The organism is Pedobacter terrae (genome assembly GCF_900100705.1).
GTDB classification, from domain to species: domain Bacteria; phylum Bacteroidota; class Bacteroidia; order Sphingobacteriales; family Sphingobacteriaceae; genus Pedobacter; species Pedobacter terrae.
This window is the reverse complement of the sequence record NZ_FNCH01000019.1, coordinates 85,040-97,982: the sequence shown is the minus strand read 5'-3', so window position 1 is coordinate 97,982 and position 12,943 is coordinate 85,040. Positions and strand designations below refer to the sequence as shown.

13 protein-coding genes and 1 pseudogene are annotated in these 12,943 nt (G+C 39.0%); 11 read left to right on the top strand and 3 right to left on the bottom strand.

Features of this window, described 5'->3' with window-relative positions; translation table 11 throughout:
* Positions 1–393 precede the first annotated feature (393 nt).
* The 9 genes and pseudogenes from BLR60_RS19855 to BLR60_RS19810 all read left to right on the top strand — a co-directional run bounded on the left by BLR60_RS19855 (position 394) and on the right by BLR60_RS19810 (position 8,136).
* Positions 394–1,791: an anthranilate synthase component I family protein gene (locus BLR60_RS19855; protein WP_090503033.1), complete on the top strand. Its 1,398-nt coding sequence runs from the start codon at positions 394–396 to the stop codon at positions 1,789–1,791.
* A 51-nt stretch (positions 1,792–1,842) separates the two neighbouring features.
* On the top strand, positions 1,843–2,457 hold the full coding sequence (locus tag BLR60_RS19850) for an anthranilate synthase component II (protein WP_090503030.1): 615 nt from the start codon (positions 1,843–1,845) through the stop codon (positions 2,455–2,457).
* Between the two features lie 73 nt (positions 2,458–2,530).
* Entirely contained in the window at positions 2,531–3,364 is an 834-nt protein-coding gene (gene trpC, locus BLR60_RS19845; RefSeq protein ID WP_244155708.1) for an indole-3-glycerol phosphate synthase TrpC, read from the top strand.
* A gap of 68 nt (positions 3,365–3,432) precedes the next feature.
* Positions 3,433–4,623 (top strand): GTPase HflX, encoded by a 1,191-nt coding sequence (gene hflX / locus BLR60_RS19840; protein WP_090503028.1) that lies wholly within the window; start codon positions 3,433–3,435, stop codon positions 4,621–4,623.
* A 404-nt stretch (positions 4,624–5,027) separates the two neighbouring features.
* Complete coding sequence (rbfA, locus tag BLR60_RS19835) at positions 5,028–5,405, top strand: 30S ribosome-binding factor RbfA (protein ID WP_090503026.1); 378 nt, start codon at positions 5,028–5,030, stop codon at positions 5,403–5,405.
* Between the two features lie 6 nt (positions 5,406–5,411).
* Positions 5,412–6,062, top strand: a pseudogene (gene trhA, locus BLR60_RS25240) (PAQR family membrane homeostasis protein TrhA).
* Positions 6,050–6,736: a peptidoglycan DD-metalloendopeptidase family protein gene (locus BLR60_RS19820; protein WP_090503018.1), complete on the top strand. Its 687-nt coding sequence runs from the start codon at positions 6,050–6,052 to the stop codon at positions 6,734–6,736. The pseudogene trhA and the gene BLR60_RS19820 overlap by 13 nt, the downstream one beginning before the upstream one ends.
* 360 nt (positions 6,737–7,096) lie before the next feature.
* Positions 7,097–7,747 carry a TonB family protein gene (locus BLR60_RS19815; RefSeq protein WP_090503016.1) on the top strand — a complete coding sequence of 217 codons (651 nt, stop codon included), beginning with the start codon at positions 7,097–7,099 and terminating at the stop codon, positions 7,745–7,747.
* Positions 7,747–8,136, top strand: a complete 390-nt coding sequence (locus BLR60_RS19810) for a hypothetical protein (RefSeq protein ID WP_090503014.1) — start codon at positions 7,747–7,749, stop codon at positions 8,134–8,136. Before BLR60_RS19815 ends, BLR60_RS19810 begins: the two co-directional genes overlap by 1 nt.
* Here BLR60_RS19810 and BLR60_RS19805 read toward each other — a convergent pair.
* Entirely contained in the window at positions 8,125–8,997 is an 873-nt protein-coding gene (locus BLR60_RS19805; protein ID WP_090503012.1) for a diacylglycerol/lipid kinase family protein, read from the bottom strand. The genes BLR60_RS19810 and BLR60_RS19805 overlap by 12 nt on opposite strands.
* A 59-nt stretch (positions 8,998–9,056) precedes the next feature.
* On the opposite strand from BLR60_RS19805, the gene BLR60_RS19800 reads away from it, so the two are divergent.
* A complete protein-coding gene (locus BLR60_RS19800; RefSeq protein WP_090503010.1) occupies positions 9,057–10,031 on the top strand; it encodes an App1 family protein in 975 nt (324 codons plus the stop codon).
* A 723-nt stretch (positions 10,032–10,754) separates the two neighbouring features.
* On the opposite strand, the gene BLR60_RS19795 is transcribed toward BLR60_RS19800, so the two are convergent.
* On the bottom strand, positions 10,755–11,123 hold the full coding sequence (locus BLR60_RS19795) for a YccF domain-containing protein (RefSeq protein ID WP_090503008.1): 369 nt from the start codon (positions 11,121–11,123) through the stop codon (positions 10,755–10,757).
* 106 nt (positions 11,124–11,229) lie between these two features.
* Here BLR60_RS19795 and BLR60_RS19790 point away from each other — a divergent pair, with 106 nt between their 5' ends.
* Positions 11,230–11,583, top strand: a complete 354-nt coding sequence (locus BLR60_RS19790; RefSeq protein WP_090503006.1) for a hypothetical protein — start codon at positions 11,230–11,232, stop codon at positions 11,581–11,583.
* A gap of 56 nt (positions 11,584–11,639) precedes the next feature.
* Here BLR60_RS19790 and BLR60_RS19785 read toward each other — a convergent pair whose 3' ends face one another.
* Positions 11,640–12,839, bottom strand: coding sequence for a DUF1501 domain-containing protein (locus tag BLR60_RS19785; RefSeq protein ID WP_090503004.1), 1,200 nt, complete (start codon positions 12,837–12,839; stop codon positions 11,640–11,642).
* Positions 12,840–12,943: the final 104 nt, after the last annotated feature.

The window sequence follows — 12,943 nt, the reverse complement described above, 5'->3', positions numbered from 1 at the left end:
TAACTCCAATTGAAATGGCAAAAAAAGCAAATGAAAAAATCTAATAATTAATGCTCCTCAAAAAAATCTGTTACCGAATTACTAAACTATTACAAGGATGACAAGTGGATTAAGACTCACGACTCCGTACTAAACTTATTTTCATAAATATTTTGCTTTTTCAAAATTCTTTATATTTTTGTAGCTCATGATCAACAATATACATACATGGCTTTGGCAAAGTAATTCGAAAACGGATTGCGCCGGCTGCGTATGAAAGAAATATAGTTTATCAACCTAAACCTTATTAAAGAACCATTAAAGCCCGGCGTAGAACCACACGCCGGGCTTTTTATTGTTAAAATAATTTAACCGTTATTGCAATGCACGAAGCGATAACAACATCGTAAAAACATGTATAAAATAAATACAACTTACAAAAAACTACTTGCCGATACCACCACGCCGGTAAGCATTTACCTGCGCCTGCGCGATGTTTATCCAAACAGCATTTTACTGGAGAGCTCGGATTACCACAGCCGCGAAAACTCCATGAGTTTTGTTTGCGCTGATCCGGTTGCGGGTGTCATTTTAAAAGGTTCCCGACTGGAAACGTATTTTCCTGACGGGGCGGTCGAAATTACCGAGAGCAAAAGCCTGATTGATGAAATTGCTGATTTTAAGGATAAGTTTAGGGAAACTGAACTGCCTGAAATCAAATTCATTTCGAGTGGCTTGTTCGGCTATTTTACCTGGAATGCCGTGCAGCATTTTGAAGATATCAAGTTTACCTCCGAAACGCCCGAAGGAGAAGAGATTCCGGAAATGCAATACCACTTGTATCGTTACATCATTGCCATCGATCATTTTAAAAACGAGATTACACTATTCAAAAATACTTTCGAAGGCGAAGAAGAAGGGGGATTGGAAAAAATGGAATACCTGATCCAGAATAAAAATTATCCTGAATATAAGTTCCAGCTTCGTGGTGAGGAAAGTTCAAATCTGACAGATCAGGGTTTTATGGATCTGGTAGAAAAACTACAAAAGCATATTTATCGTGGCGATGTTTTTCAGATCGTTCCTTCAAGAGCATTTAAACAAGCTTTTACCGGAGATGAATTTAATGTATACCGTTGCCTGCGTTCAATAAATCCGTCACCTTACCTGTTTTATTTTGATTACGGGAATTTTAAACTGTTTGGCTCTTCACCAGAGGCGCAAATTACGATCAAAAACAATTCGGCCAATATTTTTCCAATTGCAGGAACATTTAAGCGAAGTGGAAACGACATTGAAGATGCAGAGCAGGCCAGAAAGTTAGAGCAAGATCCTAAAGAAAGTGCTGAGCATGTAATGCTGGTAGATTTGGCCAGAAATGACTTAAGCAGGCACTGTAACCGCGTTGAAGTAAAGTCTTTTAAAGAAGTGCAGTACTATTCTCACCTTATCCACCTGGTGAGTAAAGTGAGTGGCCGTTTGCAGGAAAATGTAAGTGCTTTTAAGGTGGTCGCCGATACTTATCCGGCAGGGACTTTGAGTGGGGCACCAAAATATAAAGCCATGCAGCTGATTGATGAAAATGAAAAACTGGGCAGAAATTTTTACGCCGGTGCCATTGGCTTTATGGGCTTTAACGAAGATTTTAACCACGCCATCATGATCAGGACTTTTATGAGCAAGAATAACGAACTGCATTACCGTGCGGGGGCAGGTATTGTGGCCGATTCAGTGCCTGAAACCGAAATGCAGGAAGTAAACAATAAAATTGCCGCATTGCGTAAAGCAGTGCAAATGGCAGAGCAGATTTAGTTTGTAGTTGGGAGTTTTTAGTCTGGAGTAAATCCACTAGTAAGAAATACAATGGAAAAAGATATTAATAGTAATTCCCCTTCAGAGGGCAAGGGGGTAGTTCTGGTGATCGATAATTACGATAGTTTTACCTATAATTTAGTGCATTTGATTAATGAAGTGGGTTACGAAGCGGTAGTTTGGAGAAATGATAAATTTGATCTGGCAGATGTAGGCAAGTATGATAAAATATTGCTTTCACCAGGCCCAGGTATCCCTGAAGAAGCTGGTTTATTGCTGGATGTAATTAAAACTTATGCACCAACAAAAAGCATTTTTGGGGTTTGTTTAGGCCAACAGGCCATTGCCGAAGCCTTTGGGGGTACGCTGTACAATTTAGGCAGGCCCATGCACGGAATTGCTACACCGGTAACGGTTGTAGACGGCGATGAGCCATTGTTCTGGGAATGCCCGCAAACCATTAATGTTGGCCGCTATCACAGTTGGGTGGTGAGTAAAGATAATTTTCCTGCCTGTTTAAAAATTACAGCCAGAGATCATAAGAATGAAATTATGGCGTTAAGACATGAGACGTTAGATGTGCGTGGTGTACAGTTTCATCCTGAGAGTGTGTTAACGGAGTATGGTAAACAGATGATGGAGAATTGGTTAACCGCTGCGCCTTAACCCCCAGCCCCCCTAAAGGGGGAGTTAAAAGCAAGGGGGAAATAGCAGGGGTTAAACTTTAAGCAAAATATTTATGAAAAAAAATATGAACGATGGAACGGAAAAGACCCCTTTAGGGGGTGTGGGGTCTATATTAGATAAAATCGTAAAACGTAAGAAAGAAGAAATTGCTGATGCGAAAGCCTTGGTTTCCATAACTGATTTAGAAAATTCGGTGCATTTTAAGCGGCAACCCTATTCTTTTAGGGAATTTTTATTGGCTCATGATCGAACAGGGATTATCGCAGAGTTTAAGCGTCGATCGCCCTCTAAAGGTTTAATCAATGGCGTGGCCGATGTTGCTGAAGTAACGCAGGCATACAGTGCTGCTGGAGCATCTGCACTTTCTGTACTCACTGATGTAGATTTTTTTGGTGGTAAAACCGATGATATCCTAGCTGCCCGTGCTGCAAACAAGATTCCGATTTTAAGAAAGGACTTTATGATCGATGAGTACCAGATTTTGGAAGCAAAAGCCTGGGGTGCTGATATTATTCTGTTGATTGCGGCTATATTAACGCCGCAACAGATTAATGATTTTGGAAAGTTTGCGCATAAGCTTGGTTTAAATGTGCTTTTAGAGGTGCATAATCTGGAAGAGCTGGAAAGAAGTATTTCTCCTCATTTAGATGCTATTGGGGTAAACAACAGAAACCTGGCAGATTTTACGGTTGATATCCAGACTTCGTTCGATTTGGTGAATAAAATTCCGGATGAATTTTTAAAGATTTCGGAAAGTGCCATCAGTAATCCGCAGACCATTAAAGAATTGAAAGTAGCAGGTTTTAATGGATTTTTGATCGGTGAAAATTTTATGAAAACGGATAATCCGGGAACTGCCATTCAGCAGTTTGTAGAACAGATTTAGCGATCTATAAACCTCGCAGTTTGCGGGAGGATGATTGGTCGCAAATTTCGTATCTTTGTATCAATTACATGGGAAAACAAAAATTTTATGATACTGCCGTGGTGCAGGAAAGGGCAATTTTAGTCGGCGTGGTTACGCCTGGCGAAAAAGAAGCCCAAACAAAAGAATATTTAGACGAGCTGGCCTTTTTGGTAGATACAGCAGGAGGGAAGGTGGAGAAAGTTTTTACGCAAAAAATGCTTAAGCCTGAGCGTGCCACCTTTGTAGGTACAGGTAAGCTCGAAGAAATTAAAGCTTATGTAAAATCAGAAGAAATTGATGTGGTGGTTTTTGATGACGAGTTATCGCCGTCACAATTGCGTAATATCGATCGTGAGCTTGGGGTTAAGGTTTTAGATAGAAGTAATTTAATCCTGGATATTTTTGCCAACAGGGCACAAACTGCTCAAGCAAAAACGCAGGTGGAGTTGGCACAATTGCAATATGTTCTGCCGCGTTTAACGGGTATGTGGACCCACCTGGAACGCCAAAAAGGTGGTATCGGGATGCGCGGTCCGGGTGAAACGCAGATTGAAAGTGATAGACGGATTATTTTAAATAAAATCTCTTTGTTAAAAGAGCGTTTAAGAAATATCGACAGACAAAACGAGACACAACGTAAAAACCGTGGTCAGCTGATTCGGGTAGCTTTGGTTGGTTATACCAACGTTGGTAAATCTACCATCATGAATATGTTGTCGAAATCGGAAGTATTTGCAGAAAATAAACTTTTTGCTACTTTAGATACCACTGTTCGTAAAGTAGTAATCGAGAATTTACCTTTCCTGCTTTCTGATACTGTTGGGTTTATCCGCAAATTGCCTCACCATTTGGTAGAATGCTTTAAATCTACCTTGGATGAAGTTAGGGAAGCCGATTTGCTGATTCATGTGGTAGATGTTTCGCATCCAAATTTCGAAGATCAGATTAATACCGTTAACGAAACGTTGAAAGATCTCGGTGCGATTGATAAAGATATGATCCTGGTTTTCAATAAAATTGATGCTTATGTTTCGCCTGAAGTTGACAATGAAGAGGATGATGGAAAGCTTACTTTAGAAGACTTTAAGAAAAGTTGGATGAGCCACGATAAAGTGCCTGTATTGTTTATATCAGCCACTGAGAAAGAAAATTTAGAAGAATTTAAAACGTTATTGTACGATAAAGTTAAGGCTGCCCATGTGGCGAGGTACCCGTATGATAGCAATTTATTATATTAAATAAATTCCGTCAATAGGTTGCGGAGATAAGTCTTACAGCTTTTAAAAGTAGGTCTCAGTTTGATTAATGACATCTCTATTCAATGTTTCTAAGTCCTTTTAATTTGGAATCGTCACCCTGATCCGATAACTATCGGATTTATTTCAGGGTCTATTTGGAGTAGAGAGGCTGAAATGAATTCAGCACGACGATCGCCTTCGAATAATATTAATCAAGAAGGTGGTGAGGTTTTAAAGGTTTTTACATTTTTTGAAATATTTATTATTGCCCGGTTTAATGTTAGCAGATGAGTTATGGTCTGATAATTGATTCTTGGTCATTGATAATTTAAACCTTATCGATCGATATTATCTGGATTAAATCGTCTGGTAATTGATGATTGGTAATTGATAATTTAAATAATATGGAAAGTAAACGTCAGCAAAAATTTGCAGGAGTATTACAAGAGGAGTTAGCACAGGTTTTTCAGCGTGAAGGTGCTGCATTTTTACCTAATACATTGGTAACCATTACCCGCGTAAGGGTTTCGCCTGATTTGGCAGTAGCAAAAGTTTACCTTAGCTTTTTTAATACCAATAATACCACACTATCAATCAACACCGTTAATTCGCATGCTGGAGAGATCAGGTATAAATTGGGAAGCAGAATCCGCCACCAGGTAAGAGTGGTGCCAGAGCTTACTTTCTTTGTAGATGATACTAATGAGTATGTGGAACGCATGGATCATCTTTTTGATAAGATTGCTAAAGAACCCAGACAAAAAGACGAAGACAGCGAATAATTTTTTGTGAGGAAGCTAAGGGAGCCCGTTAATTTCTTCACACATTTTATACCGGCATTGGTAGCAATTCCGGCCGGATACTTTTTGCTTCAAAAATGCCATACATCGATTGAATACGCCGCTGCATGGATTTATAGTATAGGTATTTTTATTCTTTTTGGCGTAAGTGCCATGTATCATGGCTATCCTGCAACCGAATACGGTGTGCGTTTTTGGCAAAAATTTGATCACTGTTGTATTTACCTCATGATTGCCGGCTCTTACAGCCCCACTGCCTTACTGGTTTTTGACGGCTGGCTGGGTTGGAGCCTGTTTGCTATTGTATGGATTATAGCCATCGTGGGTTGCCTGCTCAAAATTTTAACCGCTTAAAAAGTACAGCTATATCTTTTGTCTATCTATATTTTAATGGGCTGTTTAATTGTGCCATTGCTCCAAAAAATGTTAGGCACCTTACCCATCGGAGCTATTTTCTGGTTATTGTTAGGAGGCGTTTTTTATATCGGCGGAACTTATTATTACGCAAAGGATAAACAGCTTTCCAGGTGGATGCATAGTCATGAACTTTGGCACTTAATTGTTATCGGTGGCGCTTTATCGCACTATATTTATAATTACGTTTATATTTTAAATAAACATCTTCCATGCATATTCTAAAGCAGGTAATTGAAAAGAACCGCGAATTCATCCATAAGATTGTAGATTTCGATCCGAAACATGATCAGCTTTTGCCTTTTGATTTTACCGTTGTCAATACGGAATTAAAAGATGAAATTTTAGATGATACCGACCTGTTCTCTGAGTGGGTAAATGAAAAGTTAGCTAAAAACAATACCCGATACGGAATTGGCGGATACAACGAACACCGCACTATTTATTCTAGAAGTGCTTATTTTAATGCTGGTGAGGAACACCGCAGGTTACATTTAGGTGTAGATATCTGGGGAGCTGAAGGAACACCAGTTTACAATTTTTACGATGCAATTGTTCATAGCTTTGCCAATAACAATAATTTCGGCGATTACGGGGCAACCATCATTCTGGCTTATGATATCGAAGGGTATAAATTCCATGCGCTTTACGGGCACTTAAATTTAGCTTCTTTAGGTAATCTGAAAGAAGGAATGCAGATAAAAGCAGGGGCAAAATTCGCCGAACTGGGGAACAAAGATGAAAACGGTTGGTGGCCGCCACACCTTCATTTTCAGCTGATAGAAGATATGCAGGGATTAACAGGCGATTATCCGGGCGTATGTAAATTTAGTGAGCGGGAAAAATATCTAGCCAATTGTCCTGATCCGAATTTAATTTTGAAGGTTACTTTTTCTTAACCGCAAAGAAAATAAGGAATGCGCAAAGGGCGCAAAGTTTTTTCTGTGTTTTCGGTGCCTCTATGGCCAAATATGATGTTGCAAATTTAACCACAGAGAGAACAGAGGGAAGGCACCGAGGCCACAGAGCGGATTTTTAGCGATCGTCATTCCTAATTTGATTGGGAACCACAAAGTGTTCATGCATACCTTTGAAAAGAGAAAAACTGATGAATAATCGTAATGCAATAAGCTTTAAGGTTTCCGACTGCACAGGAATGACGAACTTACTATTTAAATTAAATCTCTCATTTTCTCTGTGAAAAACTTGGTGTTCCTCTGTGGTAAAATGTTTTCAGCTTTTTTTAGTAAATTAGTACAATGAAAAAACTGTTCACCTTGTGTTTACTTTTCTGCTGCTCGCTAGCCATGGCTCAGCAGTTTAAAACTGGTAAAAGCGGTTTTACAAACTTCCTGATGGAGAATACCATCTATCCGCAGTTTTCTAAAGATAATTGTATCCAGGGAACAGTGAATATAAGTTTTAAGCTTAATGCACAAGGGAAAGTTTATTTTTCGAAAGTGAGCAAAGGCATACTGTCTGATTTGGATGAGGAAGCACTGCGTTTAGTGAGAATGAGCAGTGGTAAATGGCAGGTTCCGGCGGGTTACGATACAACAGTTTCGATCATTGCCCCGGTTAATTTTAAACTTTCGGGCTACAATTGCGAAGGGAAATCAAGTGAAGCCATGCAGGAAGCCATTCGCAACTATCAGGCTGAAGAAGGCCTCACCAATTCTGTGATTAATTTCTATAAAAATATCGATCAGGCCAAACCCGGACAAGAAGTTCAGATTATAGCGATCAAAAACCAGTTGGGTATAGATGATGAATACCTCGATGATCGCATTAAAATGGGCCTAAAAAAGATAAAACAGGGAGACAAACAAGGTGCTTGTGAGGATTTTCTTTTTGTTAAATACATGGGAAGCAAAAAAGCAGATGATTATTTAGCAAAGTATTGTAAGTAATGAAGAACACCGGCCGGTTTTTTGCCTTATTGGATCTCATTAGTATCGTTTTGCTGTCCAAACAATTTTGGCAGATTTTAACACACCTGAACGAAATCCCCGATCAGATCCTTTCGCAAGCCAAAGTTGTATTGTTGCTGCCCTTATTCGTTTCACTATTCATTTCTGCTGCCGGTTTAATTCTGAACAAGAAATTTGGCTTTGTTGCCTATTACATTCAATTTCCTTTCCGTTTGGTGGTATGGGTATTTTCCATCGGTTTTATTACTTTTTTACCCGAAATGCTAAACCTGGCTGAACGATGGTTCGATATTTTATTCCGGATCTGTTTTATTGCCGAATTTTTCAGGTTGTATTTTACGATTAAAATTCACCGCTCAGTTTTCTAATACTTCAGGTAAAACTACTGTTATGGCAGCAGGAAGGACTTTTGCTTCAACAGTATTTACCTTTCCAATATATTCTCCATCAATCTGAAAGTGTGCTTTGTGTTTTGAGGAAATTTTTACTTCAGCAGTTTGAAATACTTCTATCTTTTTAGGGTTGAAGGGTAACTTCGTAATCCATATCTTTATGACCTCCAGGTAGGAATAATCTTTTACCAGAACCACTTCAAAAAGATCATCATCTAATTTTCCGTCAGGATTAATCTTAAGTCCGGTCCCATACATGGTCGCATTGGCAATGGCTACCATCGCTGCTTTAGAGGTAACGGTTTCATCTTTAAGCTTCAGCTGCACTTCCATTCTGCTGTGGTTCCATAAGGCATGCCAGGTGGCTTTGGCATAACCCCACATACCGCGTTGCGGCAGGGTATCGAATTTTTTTACCAGATAGGCATTAAAACCAAGGTCTGATAAATGAATGCAGATCTCATCATTAAGTTTAACCACATGGATTTTTTGCAAATGGCCTTCATCCAAAATGGCTAAGGCCTGTTCAATATCAGTAGGTATGCCCAATTCTTTTGCCATCCCGTTAGCCGAACCAGCGGGAATAATGCCGATAGGCGTTTCGGTATGCAGCAGGCATTCTGCAACCAGTTTTAAGGTTCCGTCGCCACCAACGGCTACTACGCGATCTGCTTTCGCACTTTTGATCTTCTCCTTGATCTTTTCTAAAGAACAGTCTTCCGGTAATTCGAAAAGATCAATTTCTGTATTTTTTGAATCGAAATGGGTAGAAATTACTTCCTTTAAATTTAGATCATGACTGCCTGAGCCTGGGTTGATGATGAATAATAATTTCATGTTTTACCTGATGGGGTTTAATCAACAAACAACTTTAAATAAACTCTGTTTTAATACAGATGAATAAATCTGTTAGTGTAAAAGTATATCACGGTTATGGTCATGCACACAATTTGGTTGTTTATGGTCATGTTTTTAAGCACAAGGCGAAAACAAGGCAAGTTTACAGTAATAATTTGTTTGTTAATATTATCCATCTCTTAAAGCTCTTTATTTTAAAACCTTATGCTTCTGTTGAGGTGCGTTTGCATTTCTTTGATCAGACTGTTTATAATAAAACCGAAGTAGATGGTTTTTTTAAGTTCGAATGGAAGGCCCAACATGATGTTCCGGCGGGGTGGCACAATGTTAAAGTGGAAGCTATTGATCAAGACGGATCTGTTTTAAATAGTGGAGAAGGTAGGGTATATGTGCCACACATTACGCAATATGCTTTTATTTCTGATGTGGACGATACTGTGATGGTTTCTCACTCGGCAACTATAGGCAGAAGATTGAGAGAGTTATTTATCAAAAACCCCCATACACGTAAAACCTTTTCAGATACGGCCAGCCACTATCAGCAATTGGCCTTGTCGCACACGGAGGCGAATCAACCCAACCCTTTTTTTTATGTAAGCAGCAGTGAATGGAATCTTTACGATTATTTGGTGGAGACTTTCAGGTTTAATCAACTGCCTGAGGGTGCTTTTCTGTTGAATACACTCAAAAGGTGGAGAGATTTAATTAAAACGGGTAAAACCGGTCATGAGGGTAAATTATTAAGGGTAATGCGAATCTTAGATACCTTTCCCAATCAGAAGTTTGTATTCTTTGGAGATAATTCGCAGCAGGATCCGGAAATTTATAGTTCAATAGTAGAAAAGTACCCCAAAAATATCGAAGCGGTTTATATCCGTAATATCCGGCCTGAAAAAGAGTTAGAAACCAAAGAACTGCTTAAAAAAGTAAAAGATAAAGGGGTGGAAGCTTGTTTATTTAATGATAGTGCGGAAGCGATTGTACATTCTAGATCCATAGGATTGATCCAATAATTTAAAGGGGCGTCATTCCTGCGCAGGCCTATCGTGTGGACACATCTCTGTTAGCTTTTATTTGTTCTTTAGCACTTAGTTTTAAGGCGATCGTCATGCTGATCCGATAGCTATCGGATTTATTTTACAAGTAGAAATATGGTTTTCAATTGCCTTGTAGCTACTTCGTGGTCAGGATCTTTCGTACTATTAACCCCGTTGATTAAGAAAAATTATTTTTCAGCAAAAATATTATTTTTTCCGCTCTATGCCGCGGGGGGCATGGTACTTTGGAGCGCCAAAGTACCCAAAGCGCTTTGTCATCCGATAGCTATCGGATCCAGCTAGGAGCCTTTCACACAACCACACTCACATCAAAAAAACAGCGGCACTTCGTTTAATCAGTTATTGTTTATGTTTTCTTTGGTCTGATTGAGCCCTATGGGGTTTGTGTTTAATTCTCTTTAGCAATTAAATTAGTATTATGAACACAAAACCACTGCGTTTAAGGTTTGGTAATGCTATTTGTTCTTTCCTGCAACTGTTTTTTTGATAGCTCCGGCTCCTGGGATTGACGGCGTTCTTCGGTAAAACCAGTAATCTATTAAAGCAAGCTCGGAATTGAGCAAGCCGAAGCAATCTCAAGTAGCGATCTTCGTAAGATTGCCTGCCTGCTGCAGGCAGGCTTCGTCGTTCCTCCTCGCAATGACGAATAAGCAGTAGATTTTTTTTAAAATTTAATTATTAAGAAATCGATTTTCCGAAAGGCGTAAAGGCCAGATTCATCAGTTTAAAATGCTGGCGTCCGAATGGAATACCAACAATGGTAATGCAAAGCAGGATGCCGAAAAACAAATGCGTTAAGGCAATCCAGAATCCTCCACAAAAAATCCAGATTAAATTCATGATAGTAGATAAGCAGCCGGTATTCGATGATGTATCACTTATTTTAACGCCGAAAGGTGCGAGGCCTACAATAGCAAATTTAAAGCATTGAATGCCAAAAGGAATCCCCACAATGGTTAGGCAAAGGATTAATCCTCCGATGATATATTCGAAGAAAATAAAGATACCGCCAAAAATAATCCAGATAATATTGCCTAAAAAGTTCATTGTGTTTTTTACGTTAAGATTTAATATTGCATATTTTGTTACAGATCGTTCGTGTATTCTAACTGGATTCTTTGTAATTTAGACTTACACACAAAAGAAACACAATATGAAAAAAATCATCTTTGCAGCGGCAATGTTCGCATGCTTTGGGCTATCGCGCGTTAAAGCCCAAAATGTAAATGGAGTGAAACTGACTGATATCCATGTAGATTATATTCAAATTCGCGCAGTAAAAAGTTTTTTAACAGACAGACAATGGATTGCATTGGAACATGGTCAAAAAGTAGGTGATTATAGCGAACTCTACATCAGGGATGATCACGATAAAAAAATCGAATTTAATTCGGCTATTGATGCGATCAATAAAATGAAGGGCTATGGTTATGAGTTGTTTAGCGTTTATACGGAGCAGATAGATCAATCCTCAAACCGGCCGGTATATGTATTGAAAAGAAAGTAGAGAATAAGAAGTCAGGTTTCATAGCATGCTGGCCACTAAACTTGACTTCTTGTACCTTATATAAAATCCAATGTATTAAATTTCTTATTCAAAATATCAGCATTATTTACATCCAGCCACTTATCTAAAATGGTACCGTAAACCTGTCTGAAATCCAGCTGGTATTTTAAATCTCCTGTGTCTAAATCACTAAGGTTAGGCGCTGCATTGAAGATTCCCTGCTTCTTCAATCGTCCACCAAAAACAAACATATTATTTGCCGTGCCATGATCGGTACCATTACTGGCATTTTGCTCCACCCTACGGCCAAATTCAGAGAAGGTAATCACCAGGGTATCTTCGAGCTTATTGTTCGATTTGAGATCTTTTAAGAAAGCAGCCATGCCCTCGCTATACTGTTTAAGCAGGTTCCCTTGTTGACCAATCTGATTCACGTGGGTATCAAAACCGCTTAATGATACATAATAAACCCTCGTTTTTAATCCCGAAGAAATAAATTTCGAAACCGTTTTCAGTTGATTGGCAAAACCTGAAGTTGGGTAGGTGAACTTAGACTGATAAACTTTAGAAGTATTCTGTATATAAGTGGCTGATGATGAGGTTTCAATCATAGTTTTATACAAATAACCTAAATTATCTTCATCTAAATGTTCCTTATCGTTCTGTAACATGGCCTTAAAAAACGGATCGTTGGTATTACGGAACAGAGCTGCAGGATCTTTTAATGCAATTCCTTTTTTGGTCTGACCCTTCATAGCCAGCGAAAGTGAGTCGTCAACTTCTATCGCGGTATAAGGGAATTTGCAGGTTTGGCAATTGCTATCTAAATAGCGGCCAATCCATCCGGTTGATAAAAATTGATTGCTATCGCTACCGGTTTGCCAGATATCCATTGATCGGAAGTGCGAGCGATCGGGGTTTGGGTACCCTACATCGTTAATAATGGTCATCCAGCCTTGGTCGTAAATCTCTTGCAGAGCGGCCATGTTCGGATTTAATCCCTGCATATCGTTCAGTTTAATTACTTCTTCGGGTTTAATGGCAATACTATTTCTTTTTTGATAGTAAATGTCGTTTCCAAAGGGAATAACTGTATTTAGGCCGTCATTTCCGCCAGAAAGCTGTACCACAACCAGGTTTTTGTAGAGGCTTAGTTCATCAAGTGCCATGGCCTCAAGTGGTTTCATAAAAGCGGGAACAAATAGCGAACCTGCTGCAACAAATCCTGTATTTCTTAAAAAATTTCTTCTGTTCATCTTATTGGTGTTTTTGTTCACTTGTCAATGGTTTATCGGTTGATGGTTGATTGCCTGGATGTTTAGCGAAAACGGCTATTGACCATGAGCTATTAACGATCAAC

Bases quoted from the DNA above. Each gene is read 5' to 3' on its own strand.
- hflX (WP_090503028.1), top strand. From the start codon at position 3,433: ATGGGAAAACAAAAATTTTATGATACTGCCGTGGTGCAGGAAAGGGCA.
- BLR60_RS19810 (WP_090503014.1), top strand. From the start codon at position 7,747: ATGAAGAACACCGGCCGGTTTTTTGCCTTATTGGATCTCATTAGTATC.
- BLR60_RS19820 (WP_090503018.1), top strand. From the start codon at position 6,050: ATGCATATTCTAAAGCAGGTAATTGAAAAGAACCGCGAATTCATCCAT.
- BLR60_RS19795 (WP_090503008.1), bottom strand. From the start codon at position 11,123: ATGAACTTTTTAGGCAATATTATCTGGATTATTTTTGGCGGTATCTTT.
- BLR60_RS19785 (WP_090503004.1), bottom strand. From the start codon at position 12,839: ATGAACAGAAGAAATTTTTTAAGAAATACAGGATTTGTTGCAGCAGGT.
- BLR60_RS19815 (WP_090503016.1), top strand. From the start codon at position 7,097: ATGAAAAAACTGTTCACCTTGTGTTTACTTTTCTGCTGCTCGCTAGCC.
- BLR60_RS19790 (WP_090503006.1), top strand. From the start codon at position 11,230: ATGAAAAAAATCATCTTTGCAGCGGCAATGTTCGCATGCTTTGGGCTA.
- BLR60_RS19850 (WP_090503030.1), top strand. From the start codon at position 1,843: ATGGAAAAAGATATTAATAGTAATTCCCCTTCAGAGGGCAAGGGGGTA.
- BLR60_RS19805 (WP_090503012.1), bottom strand. From the start codon at position 8,997: ATGAAATTATTATTCATCATCAACCCAGGCTCAGGCAGTCATGATCTA.
- trpC (WP_244155708.1), top strand. From the start codon at position 2,531: ATGAAAAAAAATATGAACGATGGAACGGAAAAGACCCCTTTAGGGGGT.
- rbfA (WP_090503026.1), top strand. From the start codon at position 5,028: ATGGAAAGTAAACGTCAGCAAAAATTTGCAGGAGTATTACAAGAGGAG.
- BLR60_RS19855 (WP_090503033.1), top strand. From the start codon at position 394: ATGTATAAAATAAATACAACTTACAAAAAACTACTTGCCGATACCACC.
- BLR60_RS19800 (WP_090503010.1), top strand. From the start codon at position 9,057: ATGAATAAATCTGTTAGTGTAAAAGTATATCACGGTTATGGTCATGCA.